Source organism: Methanoculleus chikugoensis, assembly GCF_019669965.1.
Lineage (GTDB): Archaea > Halobacteriota > Methanomicrobia > Methanomicrobiales > Methanoculleaceae > Methanoculleus > Methanoculleus chikugoensis.
The window spans coordinates 951,457-963,551 of record NZ_AP019781.1 but is presented as its reverse complement, the minus strand read 5'-3'; the positions used below and the strand labels follow the sequence as shown (position 1 = coordinate 963,551).

General features: G+C 63.0%; 13 protein-coding genes. 9 read left to right on the top strand and 4 right to left on the bottom strand.

Translation table 11 applies throughout. The features are described 5' to 3' along the window. Positions 1-2 precede the first annotated feature (2 nt). The 4 genes from MchiMG62_RS04955 to hisB are packed head-to-tail and all read left to right on the top strand — an operon-like array spanning position 3 to position 3,432. Positions 3-1,205 (top strand): methionine adenosyltransferase, encoded by a 1,203-nt coding sequence (locus MchiMG62_RS04955; protein ID WP_221058144.1) that lies wholly within the window; start codon positions 3-5, stop codon positions 1,203-1,205. Between the two features lie 32 nt (positions 1,206-1,237). Continuing rightward, positions 1,238-2,140, top strand: a complete 903-nt coding sequence (hisG, locus tag MchiMG62_RS04950; protein ID WP_221058143.1) for an ATP phosphoribosyltransferase — start codon at positions 1,238-1,240, stop codon at positions 2,138-2,140. Positions 2,141-2,144: 4 nt separating this feature from the next. Then, positions 2,145-2,864 (top strand): 1-(5-phosphoribosyl)-5-[(5-phosphoribosylamino)methylideneamino]imidazole-4-carboxamide isomerase, encoded by a 720-nt coding sequence (gene hisA / locus MchiMG62_RS04945; protein ID WP_221058142.1) that lies wholly within the window; start codon positions 2,145-2,147, stop codon positions 2,862-2,864. Continuing rightward, positions 2,851-3,432, top strand: coding sequence for an imidazoleglycerol-phosphate dehydratase HisB (gene hisB / locus MchiMG62_RS04940; protein WP_221058141.1), 582 nt, complete (start codon positions 2,851-2,853; stop codon positions 3,430-3,432). The genes hisA and hisB overlap by 14 nt, the downstream gene beginning before the upstream one ends. Before the next feature lie 800 nt (positions 3,433-4,232). On the opposite strand, the gene MchiMG62_RS04935 is transcribed toward hisB, so the two are convergent. From MchiMG62_RS04935 to MchiMG62_RS04925, 3 genes are all read right to left on the bottom strand, one after another. Next, a complete protein-coding gene (locus MchiMG62_RS04935; RefSeq protein WP_011843678.1) occupies positions 4,233-4,439 on the bottom strand; it encodes a histone family protein in 207 nt (68 codons plus the stop codon). A gap of 186 nt (positions 4,440-4,625) precedes the next feature. After that, complete coding sequence (gene mtxX / locus MchiMG62_RS04930; RefSeq protein ID WP_221058140.1) at positions 4,626-5,387, bottom strand: methanogenesis marker protein Mmp4/MtxX; 762 nt, start codon at positions 5,385-5,387, stop codon at positions 4,626-4,628. Then, the gene (locus MchiMG62_RS04925) at positions 5,378-6,388 is read right to left on the bottom strand and encodes a methanogenesis marker 2 protein (protein ID WP_221058139.1); all 1,011 of its coding nucleotides are present in this window, start codon (positions 6,386-6,388) and stop codon (positions 5,378-5,380) included. Before MchiMG62_RS04925 ends, mtxX begins: the two co-directional genes overlap by 10 nt. Positions 6,389-6,610: 222 nt before the next feature. Between MchiMG62_RS04925 and MchiMG62_RS04920 the strand changes: the two genes are divergently transcribed. Further along, on the top strand, positions 6,611-7,975 hold the full coding sequence (locus MchiMG62_RS04920; protein ID WP_221058138.1) for a replication factor C large subunit: 1,365 nt from the start codon (positions 6,611-6,613) through the stop codon (positions 7,973-7,975). Positions 7,976-8,445: 470 nt separating this feature from the next. Here MchiMG62_RS04920 and MchiMG62_RS04915 read toward each other — a convergent pair whose 3' ends face one another. Next, positions 8,446-8,853, bottom strand: a complete 408-nt coding sequence (locus MchiMG62_RS04915) for a UPF0146 family protein (protein ID WP_221058137.1) — start codon at positions 8,851-8,853, stop codon at positions 8,446-8,448. Positions 8,854-8,870: 17 nt separating this feature from the next. On the opposite strand from MchiMG62_RS04915, the gene MchiMG62_RS04910 reads away from it, so the two are divergent. From MchiMG62_RS04910 to MchiMG62_RS04895, 4 genes are all read left to right on the top strand, one after another. Then, a complete protein-coding gene (locus tag MchiMG62_RS04910; RefSeq protein ID WP_221058136.1) occupies positions 8,871-9,410 on the top strand; it encodes an archaemetzincin family Zn-dependent metalloprotease in 540 nt (179 codons plus the stop codon). 144 nt (positions 9,411-9,554) lie between these two features. Further along, a complete protein-coding gene (locus MchiMG62_RS04905) occupies positions 9,555-10,097 on the top strand; it encodes a universal stress protein (RefSeq protein WP_221058135.1) in 543 nt (180 codons plus the stop codon). Between the two features lie 10 nt (positions 10,098-10,107). Then, positions 10,108-11,430 carry an ArsB/NhaD family transporter gene (locus MchiMG62_RS04900; protein ID WP_221058134.1) on the top strand — a complete coding sequence of 441 codons (1,323 nt, stop codon included), beginning with the start codon at positions 10,108-10,110 and terminating at the stop codon, positions 11,428-11,430. A 5-nt stretch (positions 11,431-11,435) separates the two neighbouring features. Then, positions 11,436-11,885: a universal stress protein gene (locus tag MchiMG62_RS04895; RefSeq protein WP_221058133.1), complete on the top strand. Its 450-nt coding sequence runs from the start codon at positions 11,436-11,438 to the stop codon at positions 11,883-11,885. Positions 11,886-12,095 lie beyond the last annotated feature (210 nt).

Genomic DNA, 12,095 nt, shown 5'->3' with positions numbered 1-12,095 from the left:
TGATGACCAGAAACATCAGCGTAGAAGGGCTTGACCAGATCCCGATCGAGAAGCAGCGGATAGAGCTGGTGGAGAGGAAGTGCCTCGGCCACCCGGACAGTCTCGCGGACGGCATCGCGGAGTCGATCAGCAGAGCGCTCAGCAGGTCGTACCTGGAAGAGTGCGGCAGCGTCCTGCACCACAACACCGATCAGGGCGAGGTCGTTGCGGGAGAGTCGATCCCGAAGTTCGGCGGCGGCCGGATCACGAAGCCGATCTACTTCCTCATATCGGGCCGGGCCACGAAGACCTTCAACGGCATAAATATCCCCGCGGACGCGATCGCCGTCGAGGCAGCGCGGGATTACATCAAACAGATCCTCCCCACCCTCAACATGGAGCGCGACATCATCGTCGACTGCCGGATGGGGAAGGGGTCGACCGACCTGCAGGACGTCTTCCGGTCATGCGAAGGGAAAGTCCCGCGGGCGAACGACACCTCGTTCGGTGTCGGGCACGCGCCGTTCAGCGAGGCGGAGAGCATTGTCAGGGGCGTCGCCGCATACATCGACGACACGCTCCGCCCGAAGTATCCCGTCATCGGCCAGGACTGCAAGATCATGTGCCTGCGTGACGGCGACGCCATCACTCTGACCATCGCGATGGCGTTCGTGGACCGCTACTGCTCAAGCATCGCCGAGTACATCGAGCAGAAGAACTTCCTGACGGAGCAGATCGCGGCGGTCGCAAAACAGTTCACCAGAAGATCGGTCAACGTCGCCATCAACACCGCCGACGACCTCGAGGCCGCCAGCGTCTTCCTGACGGTCTCGGGCACCTCCGCCGAGATGGGCGACGACGGCTCGGTCGGCCGCGGCAACCGCGCGAACGGGCTGATCACCCCGAACCGCCCGATGAGCATGGAGGCGACGAGCGGCAAGAACCCGATCAACCACATCGGCAAGATCTACAACCTCCTCGCGACCCAGGTCGCGCAGGACTGCGTCGCGAAGGTCGACGGGATCGAGGAGATGTACGTCCGCATGCTCTCCCAGATCGGCTACCCGATCGACCAGCCGCACGTGGCGAGCGCCCAGATCCTCACGAAACCCGGCTACGACATCAAGTCCATAAAGCCCGACGTCGAGGGCATCATCGACGAATGGCTGGAGAAGACCCCCGCCATCACCGAGAAGGTTATCAGGGGAGAACTCTCTACCTTCTAACCCTTCTAACATTTTTGGAGTTGTTCTAACCCATGAGTAAACCGTCACCCCGGCAGCCCGTGCCCGGACCCGGGCTCGTTCGTCTCGCCATCCCGAACAAAGGAAGGATTTCCGGGCCCATCAACGAACTGATCGAGAAGAGCGGCCTCCACCTGGCCGAAGGCGGGAGCGATCGGAGGCTCATCACCCGGACCCGCGACCCGAACGTGGAGATCCTCTTCGCCCGCCCGATCGACATACCTGAGTACGTGGCGAGCGGCGTCGCCGATCTCGGGATTACCGGGAAGGATATGGTGATGGAGCGGGGTTCCGCGGTCGAACAGGTTCTCGACCTGCAGACCGGGAAGGCCACGCTCGTCGTCGCCGTGCCTGAGGAGTCGGACGTCGAGACCGTCGCCGACCTTGCAGGCGCAAAGGTGGCGACCGAGTTCCCGGCGATCACCCGCGCGTTCTTCGCCGGGCACGGGGTCGCCGTCACGATCGTGACCGTCGGCGGGGCATGCGAGGCGACGCCGCACCTCGGGATCGCCGACGCCATCGTCGACCTCTCCTCCTCGGGGACGACGCTGCGGACAAACCACCTCCGCGTCGTCGACGAGGTGCTCGCCTCCACGACCATTCTGGTGGCGAACCCCGCTTCGCTCACGGCCAAGCGCGAGAAGATCGACGAGATTGTCCTCGCCCTCGAGAGCGTCATCCGGGCGAAGGGACAGTGCTACCTGATGATGAACGTCCACCGGAACGCTCTTGCGGACGTGCGGGAGGTGCTGCCCGGCCTCTCCGGCCCGACGGTGATGGACGTGGCATCCGACGAGAATCTGGTTGCCGTTCACGCCGTCGTGAAAGAAGAGCGGGTCTATCAGTTGATAAACCAGTTAAAGCGCGCCGGCGCAAAAGACATATTAGTTATGCCTATTGAACGGATCATACGCTGAGAACATGGAGATCTATCCTGCAGTCGATATTCTGGACGGCCGGTGCGTGCAGCTGGTGCAGGGGCGGCCGGAGGCGGCGACGGTCTACGGCGATCCGGCCGCCTGGGCGCACCGGTGGCTTGACCAGGGAGCGGACGGCCTTCACGTCGTCAACCTCGACGGGGCGTTCGGCCGGGCGCGCAAAAACGCCGATCTGATCCGGGCGTTCACCCGCGAGACAGAGACGTTCGTCGAACTCGGCGGCGGTATCAGGAGTGTGGAGGATGCCGCGGGGTGGCTTGAGGCCGGCGTCGACCGGGTGATCGTCTCGACCCAGGCCGTCCGGGAGCCGGCGATCGTCCGGACGCTTGCCGATGAGTTCGGCGGCGAACGGGTGATGGCGGGCATCGACGCCCGGGCCGGCGAGGTGATGATCGAGGGATGGGAGCGCCCTGCCGGGAGTTACCTCGCCTGGGCGGAGCGGTTCGAGAGCCTCGGCGCGGGATCCCTCCTCTACACGAACGTGGACGTGGAGGGGCTCCAGCAGGGGATCGCCATCGAACCCGTGACGGAACTCCTCCGCCGGGTGAAGGTTCCGGTCGTCGTCTCGGGCGGGATATCGAGTCCCGGGGACGTCGCGGCGCTCCGGAAAGCCGGAGCGGCAGGAGCGGTCCTCGGGTCCGCCCTCTACGCCGGGAAGGTTCGGCTCTCGGAGGCCATGGAGGCTGCGCATGCGAACGAGTGAAATCCACCGCACGACACGGGAGACCGATATCAGGCTCTCCCTCGACCTCGACGGGACCGGGGCAGGAACCATCGAGACCGGGATACCGTTCTTCGACCACATGCTGACATCGTTTGCCCGGCACGGGCGGCTCGATCTCTCCGTCCGCGCGACCGGCGACCTCGCCGTGGACGCTCACCATACCATCGAGGATATCGGGATCGTCCTCGGGACGGCTCTTGCCGAAGCGGTCGGAGACGGGAGGGGGATCACCCGCTTCGCCGACGCCGCCGTCCCGATGGACGAGGCGCTCGCCCGGGTGGCGCTCGATCTCGGCGGCCGGGGCTACCTCGTCTTCGAGGGTGGCTTCTCGCCGGTGGGCCCGGGCGGCATCCCCGGCGACCTCATCGAGCACTTCTTCTACAGCCTCTGCACCAACGCCGGGATCACCGCCCACATCGCGGTCTCGGGCAGGAACGACCACCACGTCTGCGAGGCGGCGTTCAAGGCGTTCGCCCGGGCGCTCCGGGCGGCCGCGGCGATCGATCCCACGATAGGCGACGTGCCGAGCACCAAGGGGACGCTGTGAGCCCCGAAAACGATACTTTTTTGTCAGTGGTGCATTGCACACGGTTGTTGGCTCTCGCAGGGCTGTGAGGGCCGCAGTTTTGCTCTCAGGAAAGGGGAGCGCAGGCGGGGGCTACGAGAAGATCCGTTTGGGGTAGAGACAGGGGAGGGGGGATGCTCCCCCTCCCCGCGAGCCGCCTCCCCCAATGGCGATATGTGACTGGCCGAAGGGCAGGAGCACGAGCACCGAAGGTGCGCAGCCCCCACGGTCCACTGCACGGAGAGATACCGGCGAAGAACCATGCACGGCTTCCCACCGGCTATCGCCATGACTGCCCCCGCCCCTCGCGGGCGGGGAACGACTGCCGGAACGGCAGGAGTTCAAGCACCGCAGGTGTGAGTGAGGAGGCCGGGCGGGGTGGGGGCTACAGTCATCCCGGACAGGTAGAGACAGGGGGGGGAAGACTTCCCAGAGACGCCATCCCACGGGGCGATATCCACCATGCACTACCCGGATCCGGCCCGCCTTCCTGAAGTGGAAAGGTTTCGCCCGGGAGCGCTGTAGCGGCCCGTAGAACCTGCACGGTGCAGCAGACGTGAATACTCCTGACATCTCGGGACAACCCGGCTGGAATCGCCGCTGTGAGCGTCTGACACGTATCCGCGATCTGTCTGCCGGCTTCACGGGAGCGAAACGCAGTACCCGGCACGCTCCCGGAACGAAAGATAGACCGTCCGGGCGTTCGGCATGTATGCTGCCGGAACAGGATATGAAAGGGGGCCCATAGGAACCCCGGTAAAGAGAAGGAAAGATGGGTCGATTTACGCGGACTTAACCGCGAGGTCGACATCTTCCGCCTTGATCGTCTTGCGTCCCGCGTGCTGGGCAAGCCTGTTGGCTTCCTTGGTCAGCTCGGCGATGTACGCCTCAGCCTTGGTAACCAGTGCGGCAGCGGCGTCGCTGCCGACTCTCTCAGCACCATTCTTCTTTGCGATACGTACAACCGCAGCAATAGGTAGATCTGCCATAATCTCATTCCACCTCTAAAAAGAGGTGTATCAGTTAATATTTAAACGTTTCGGGATAATCTCGGGAATTTGCGTTTCTCTTTACCATTGAGGGTATGTCCGGACAGGGCACCCCGATAATCGGCAGGGAACGGTGCCGATTTTTAAAACGGGTATAAGAGCCCCAATCACATATCGAGAGCATAATCAGGGACTTTCCGATTGCGCCAGAGATTTCGCCAGAATTATTGCATTGGTATAATCTGCAGAGGCGCGCGACGTATCCACGAAAATTCTATCGATATTTACCACTGGAGCACCATGCCCCGCCCCGGCTCCGAGGAACGTGAGCGTGCGAAAGATCAGGTTCCCGGATATCCCGTCGGGAGCCACGACCATCCCGTACCTTCCCGCCGCCCCCTCGATCAGGATCTCGGCGTGCTCCGCCCCGGTCAGGCGTGCGACGAGCTCGGCATCCGCCATCGTCCGGTCGACGACCGGGTGCCGCCCGAGATCCCCGAGCCGTCCTCCCGAGAGGACCGCCACCCCCTCGGGGAGCCCGAAACTCCGGGCGATATCCCTGCCGACTCTGGCGAACCGCACCTTTTCCTCGACCGTCCAGCCCTCGTCGACCCCGACCGGGGCGAGGAGGAAGAGATGCCCGTCAGCGGTCTCGAGGAGGGCAATCCGTTCCAGATGATCGACGCCTGCAGCCTGCTTGAGGGCTTTCAGGGTGGATGACGCGGGGAGAGTGCCCCTGACGGCTGCATCGATCCTGCCGGCATAAAGAGCTTCGATGAGGGCGATCTGTGGTTCCGCGGCCTCGACGACCGTAACCGCATCACCGAACGTTCCGGCGGTTCCCGGCGGGGAGAAAAGGATGAGATCGACCTCCCGGCCGACCGCCCGGACGGTCGAGAGGATCTTCGCGTCGGGAGACGCCGCACCAAGACCGACCGTTACCGGCATACCCCTCCGTCCGAAAAGATCCCCATGATGCCGTTCCGGTCGAGATCGAAGACCTGTGTCTCCCGGCCCAGGTACCTGACAGAGAGCCTCCCGGTCCCGTTAACCTCACCGATGGCAGCGGCGGTGATTCCGACGTCGGCAAACCGGCGGCAGACCTCCTCCACGTTCGCCGGATTGACGGTCAGGATGAACCCCATGCCGGGGTACATGCGCACCCATTGCTCGAAGGAGAGGCCGATCGCCGAGAGATCCGGCCGGGGTATCGCCTCGAGGTCGATCACCGCGCCCTTCCCGCTCACCTCAAGGAGCATACCGAGGGTTCCGATGACGCCCGGGTTGCTGATGTCCTTGCCGGCCGTCACCAGGCGCTCTTTTCCCAGATCCTCCATCACCCGGATCTGGGCTCGCACCGCTTCCGCCGACTTCATCGTGACCGAGTCCCAGTTGAAGCAGCACGCCGGGTGCACCCGGCCGTCGAGGTCAATCGCCGCGACGACCACGTCCCCCTCCTCTGCCGTGTTCGAGAAGATGAGCTGATCCATCCTGGCCGTCCCGAGGATCGCCACGTCCACAACGCTGTAGGGCGTCTCCGGGTGGAGGTGCCCTCCCACGATCGGGACGCCGAACTGTGCGGACGCTGCGACCATACCCCGGGTCACCTCGTCGCGGATCCGGTCGTCCGTAACGGAGAGGATATCGACCATCGCAACCGGCCTTCCGCCCATGGCGGCGATGTCGTGAACGTTCACGAGCACGGCGCAGTACCCCGCCCAGAACGGGTCCGCCTCCATCAACCTGCTCCAGATACCGTCCGCCGCAAGAAGCAGCGCGTCCTCTGCATTATGCCGGATGACCGCGGCATCCTCACCGAAGGAAGCGACAATATCAGGGCTCTCTATCCGGAGAGACCGGATCATATCCCCGATCTCCCTCTTCCGGGTGACGCCTTCGTATTCCCTGACGGCCCGTGCTACCGTATCGGTGGAGCAATCCTTCACCACAAGAACACCAACACTCCAGGTTTCTTTATGGTATTCTGCCTCATCAGAGATAATGTATTTGATTCACCGGTATTATGCACTCCGTTCCCGGAACCGATCGGGAAGGGAACTGCCGACAGGAATCCGGCCGGAACGGGTACGGCTCCCCTGCGGCGCGTCCTCGAGATCGTTTTGCATCGCACCGGGGTGGCATTTTTGATACCCCGCGTCGAATAGTCTGGTATGGACTGGGTGGAGAAGTACAGGCCGCAGCATCTTCAGGATGTCGTGGGGAACTCCGGCGCCGTCAGGCAGATATACGAATGGGCGCGGGACTGGTCGCGGCAGAAGAAGCCGCTCATCCTGTACGGAAAACCCGGCACCGGCAAGACCTCGAGCGCGTATGCCCTCGCAAACGACATGAACTGGGAGGTGGTGGAACTGAACGCCTCCGACCAGCGGACGAAAGCGGCCCTCGAGAAGGTGGCGGGCTCGGGCTCCACCACGGCGAGCCTCTCCGGCGCGAGCCGCAAACTCATCCTGCTGGATGAGGCCGACAACCTGCACGGGCAGGCCGACCGGGGCGGGGCGAAGGCGATCGTGGAGATCATCGCGGCGGCGCAGCAGCCGATCATCCTGATTGCAAACGACTACTACTCCCTCACGAGAGATCTCAAGGCGGTCACGGAGCCGGTGCAGTTCCGGGCGCTCCAGGCCCGCTCGATCGTTCCCCGCCTCCGCCAGATCTGCGCCGCGGAAGGGATGACATGCGATCCCGCCGCGCTCGACGAGATCGCGAGCCGCGCCGACGGCGACATGCGGGCCGCGGTGAACATGCTCTACGCCGCGGCCATCGGGAAGGAGCACCTCGCGGCGGGCGACGTCCACACCTCCGCAAAAGACGAGCGCTCGACCATCTTCGAACTCGTCGGATCGGTCTATAAAGAGAGGAGGGACGCCGACCTGCTCCGCATGGCGGTGGAGGTCGAGGATACCCCCGACACCGTCGAACAGTGGCTCGAGGGGAACCTCGACCACATGCCGGATCTCGCCTCCCGGGCGAAAGGCTACGCCTGCCTCTCGCGGGCGGACGAGTATATCGGCAGGACCTACCGCCGTCAGTATTACACCCTCTGGCGCTACGCGAGTGCGGTCATGCTCCTCGGCGTCGCCGACGCCGCCGGCGGGCACGGCGTCCGCGGCCGCATCATGCCGCCGTCGCGCTGGCAGAAGATGGGGGCGTCGAAGAAGCAGAAGGCGGTCCGGGCCGGCCTCTCCCGGAAGCTCAGCGAGATGACCCATACCCCGGAGGATACGCTGCGGGAAGACTTCTTCACCGCAATCAGCATCCTCGTCGAGCAGGATCCTGCAAAATACGTCCGCGGGTTCGAGCTCGACGCCGACGAGCTGACCCTCTTCATCCACGACAAAGCCCGGGCGACGAAGGTCGTCAAAGACGTGGCAAAGGAAGAGAAAGCAAAGGAGAAGAAGGCCTCAGCAAAAGAGAAGGCAACTGGGAAAGGCAGGAAGTCCCGGGACGACGATCCGCCTGCCGATACCGGTGAATCCCGACGGGACCCTCCCCCGGGCCAGGCGACGCTCTTCTAGTGGACCGGGGAGCCGGAAGGCGCACGCAAAGAGCGAGCGTAGCGAGCTTGAGCACCGTAGGTGCGAGCCGCGAAGGGTGATGGCTGGGCATTACAGTCCACTTCGCGGCTTCGCGCTCTTCGCACCTGCGGTGCTCATGCTCCGTTCCTTGCGGAACATCCCACTTCGCGTGAGGCCGTATTGTCGCTCAGCCCCGCCATCTCACGCGAAGTCGCGAAGGGCGCGAAGTCTGGTTAACGGGTGCTGACAGCCCTCTTTGCGGAATTCGCACTCTTCGAGTGCTCATGCTCCGTTCCTCGAAACCCTTCGGGTTTCTCGAACTCCTGTCCTTCAGACAGTCGTTTCTTGAGGAACGTCGCTCTTCGCGTGAGGGTATGATGGCGCAGGTGATCGCGAAACCGGCCAGTCTGGAAACGTCGCTCTTCGCGTGAGGGTATGATGCACGTGAGCGTATAGACGAAATGGCTCAACTACGGGGCACGCCGGCGGTAGCGGTGAAGGAGGACCGGGCCGCAGTCCACGACCTCGCCGCCGTCCCCGTAGATCTCGCATCCCAGGTGGTAGACCAGGAGATCGCTGTCGATCCGGTCGGCAAGCGCGATCAGCGGCGGGACCATCTCCACGCCGGGTCGCACAGCGTAGATCAGGTCCGCGCCCTCATACAGCCGGATATCCGGTTCAAAGACGTCGTCGGTCACCACAGTAAGCCCGTCGTGCCGGATGCCCGCCCGGACGTCGGTGCAGAGCACCAGGGCACCGGCAGCTCTGATCAGCCTTGCGGCCTCGGGATTGTTGCCGATACCCACCTCGACAGCCCGGCGATACCGGGCGGCGATATACTCCCCGATACTCCGTTCAATACGTTTATAGTGACACATTACCCAGAGATTAGGTAATGGGCATCAATATTCTTTGGGACCCACAGGCACCGGGAGGTATCGAACTCCCGGTCGTCAGGATGATCGCGATGATCCTCGGGAAAAAACCCGCGCTCGTCGAATACCCGTTTCTCATCGACGGGTACGACCGGAACCGCGACCAGCACGATGCTCAAAAGATCCTGGACCGCCTGCAGGACACCCTCACGCGCAGATACGATATCGACGGCCCCCTGCTGCTCGTCACCTCCCGCGACCTCTACGTCAACGGATTTGACTTCGTCTTCGGCCTCGCGAGACCGCCATGCGGCGTCGCCATCGTCTCGACCGCCCGTCTCGGAAACGACTACTACGACAGGGTGCCGGACGACACCGACCTCATCGACCGGACGGCAAAAGAAGGCGCGCACGAACTCGGGCACCTCCTCGGGCTCGACCACTGCCCCGACCCCGAGTGCGTCATGTTCCGGCCGAAGACCCTGGACGAACTGGACCGGAAGAGGAAGAGGCTCTGTCCGGCCTGCCGGGAGGCGCTCGCGTCGTTAGGCGGGCGTTGACGGCAAACCCGGTGCATCAAAAAGCTGGTTCCCGGTGCCAGAAATTCCCGCCGAGAGAGCGTCTTCCGGCATTTTGACAGGATATGGGCCCGGAATCGGGCAAACAAAAGTATTAAAACAGCGCGCCGGGATACCTAGATCACAATGGGATACTCTTCGTCCTTGATCCAGCGAAAGTTCAAAGATATCGTCGGGAAGCGGTATGACTCGGTCCTGAAGGATTACAGCGAGTTCCTGCTGACCGACGAAGAGATGGTCGTTCCCGAGATCCGGTCGATCCTGGTGCCGCTCGATCTCTTCGTTCACGACATCACCGACGAAGCAATCGACGTACTCTCCGCCTACGACGCCACAATCTCGCTCGCCTACATCACCGACGCCGAGGTGATCGAACTCCTCAAACAGGCGCTCGACCGTGAATCGACGGAGGAGTTCCGGTCAAAGAAGGAAGAGTACGGTCGGAAACTCCTCGAACGGACTGCCGCAAGACTCGAAGAACACGGCTTTTCGACCCAGACACGGATGTTTGTCGGGCATAAAGGCGACGACGTCGTCCGGATGGCGAAGAACCACGACATGGTCGCGCTCTGCCGCCGCTACGCCGACGGGGAGTCGACCGACGTCTCGGTAAGCCCGATCGTTCTGCGCATCTGCCAGCGGGTGGAGACCCCCGTGCTCATCTACTGAAGGGTGCATAGTGGATACGGTTGCACTGATCGCGGTAGCGGTCTTCCTCTTCACCTATGCGCTGATCATCGACGAGCGGATTCACCGGGCGGTCGCCGCCATGCTCGGTGCGGCGATCGTGGTCTTTGTCGGGATCGTCCCCTGGGAGGCGCTCCTCGAGCACGTCGACTTCGGAACGATCTTCCTGCTCCTCGGGATGATGATCATCGTCAACACCGCGCGGGGCAGCGGCCTCTTCGAGTATATCGCGATACGGACCGCAAAACTCGCGGGGGGAAGCCCGATCCGGATTCTCATCCTCTTTGCGGTTGTAACGGCGATCGTGAGCGCATTCCTCGACAACGTCACCACCGTCCTCCTGCTCACCCCGATGCTCCTCTACGTCGCGAGAGTGATGAACCTCAACCCCATCCCCTTCCTGGTCACGGAGATCTTCGCCTCCAACATCGGTGGGGCGGCGACGCTCATCGGCGACCCCCCGAACATCATGATCGCATCGTCGGCAGGACTGACGTTCAACGAGTTCCTGATCCACCTTGCCCCCATCATGGTCGTCGATATGGCGATTCTCATCGGGTTGATGTACCTCATCTACGGCCGTTCCATGAAGGTGAGCGCCGACGAGCGGCAGGAGATGGTCCGGACGCTCAACGGTCTCGATGAACGGGCGGCGGTCGTCGACCGGTCGCTCTTCAACAAGTCGGTGGCCGTCATCGTCTTCGTGGTCCTCCTCTTCTTTGTCCACGACCGGATCGGAGAGATCCTGCACATTGTCCTGCCGTTCGTCGACCCGGCGATGGGGCTCGAACCCGCAGAGGTGGCCCTCATCGGGGCGGCAATCCTCCTCTTCTGGAGCAGGCAGTCGCCCGAGGAGATCTTCGAGAAGATCGAGTGGCCGGCCCTCTTCTTCTTCGGCGGGCTCTTCGTCATCGTGGGCGCCCTCGTCGAGACCGGCATCATCTCGAGCATTGCCCGGGTCATGATCGAGAACATGGGTTCGACCGGGGAGGCGATGTTCATCGTGACATGGTTCGCCGCGATCGCCTCGGCGATCGTGGACAACATCCCTCTCACCGCGGCGATGATCCCGCTCATCCACGACCTTGGGGCGACGATGGACGTCTACCCGCTCTGGTGGGCGCTCGCCCTCGGTGCGTGCCTCGGCGGTAACGGGACCGCCATCGGGGCGTCGGCAAACGTCGTCGTCATCGGTATCGCCGAGCGCGAGGGGTTCGGCATCACCTTCGTCGACTTCCTGAAAGTAGGGATGCTCGTGCTCTTCGTGACGGTGGGGGTAGGATTCGGAATGCTCTGGCTGAAATTTGTGATGTGAATAACATGAAGATTCTTGTGCTTATCGATGGTTCGAAGTGGAGCCAGAAAGCGGCTCTGCATGCGATTGGACTGGCAAAGCCGAAGAATGCCGAGGTAGTCCTCTTCTCGGTGCTGGATATCGCGGAGGCCAAGGCGATGGCGTTCAACTTCTGCGCCCAGAGCGGGATCTGCGACCAGTTGAAGGGCTACGAAGGGCAGATATGGAAGGATATGCGGAAGAGCATCGAAGATGACCAGAACAGCATTCTCACCCGCTACCAGGGTGAGAGGATCCGGTGTTCGACAAAGATCGTCGAGGGGGCAATCAGGGAGGAGATCCTTGAGGAGGCAAACTCCGGCGAATACGGGCTGATCGTCATGGGTGCTTTCGGCAGGAGCGGGAAGTCCCGGATCGGCGCCCTGCTCGAGCAGATCGGCGGTGCGGTCAGACCGCCGCTGCTGGTCGTCCGGTAACTTTTTTGTCGGGCCGCGGTGATGCGAAGGACGCGAACGAAGTTCGGTCAACTGTCGGCGAGAGGCTCCTTCGCGGCTTCGCGTCTTTCGCGTGAGGTCGTATCGTTGCTCAGCCCCGCCATCTCACGCGAAGGCGCGAAGAACGCGAAGTTCGGCAGATGGGTATGGCAACTCCCCTTCGCGGCTTCGCGCTCTTCGCACCGGGTGGTG

Coding starts and splice junctions, on each gene's coding strand:
- MchiMG62_RS04955 (WP_221058144.1), top strand. CDS start 3: ATGACCAGAAACATCAGCGTAGAAGGGCTTGACCAGATCCCGATCGAG.
- hisG (WP_221058143.1), top strand. CDS start 1,238: ATGAGTAAACCGTCACCCCGGCAGCCCGTGCCCGGACCCGGGCTCGTT.
- hisA (WP_221058142.1), top strand. CDS start 2,145: ATGGAGATCTATCCTGCAGTCGATATTCTGGACGGCCGGTGCGTGCAG.
- hisB (WP_221058141.1), top strand. CDS start 2,851: ATGCGAACGAGTGAAATCCACCGCACGACACGGGAGACCGATATCAGG.
- MchiMG62_RS04935 (WP_011843678.1), bottom strand. CDS start 4,439: ATGGCAGATCTACCTATTGCTGCGGTTGTACGTATCGCAAAGAAGAAT.
- mtxX (WP_221058140.1), bottom strand. CDS start 5,387: ATGCCGGTAACGGTCGGTCTTGGTGCGGCGTCTCCCGACGCGAAGATC.
- MchiMG62_RS04920 (WP_221058138.1), top strand. CDS start 6,611: ATGGACTGGGTGGAGAAGTACAGGCCGCAGCATCTTCAGGATGTCGTG.
- MchiMG62_RS04915 (WP_221058137.1), bottom strand. CDS start 8,853: ATGTGTCACTATAAACGTATTGAACGGAGTATCGGGGAGTATATCGCC.
- MchiMG62_RS04910 (WP_221058136.1), top strand. CDS start 8,871: ATGGGCATCAATATTCTTTGGGACCCACAGGCACCGGGAGGTATCGAA.
- MchiMG62_RS04905 (WP_221058135.1), top strand. CDS start 9,555: ATGGGATACTCTTCGTCCTTGATCCAGCGAAAGTTCAAAGATATCGTC.
- MchiMG62_RS04895 (WP_221058133.1), top strand. CDS start 11,436: ATGAAGATTCTTGTGCTTATCGATGGTTCGAAGTGGAGCCAGAAAGCG.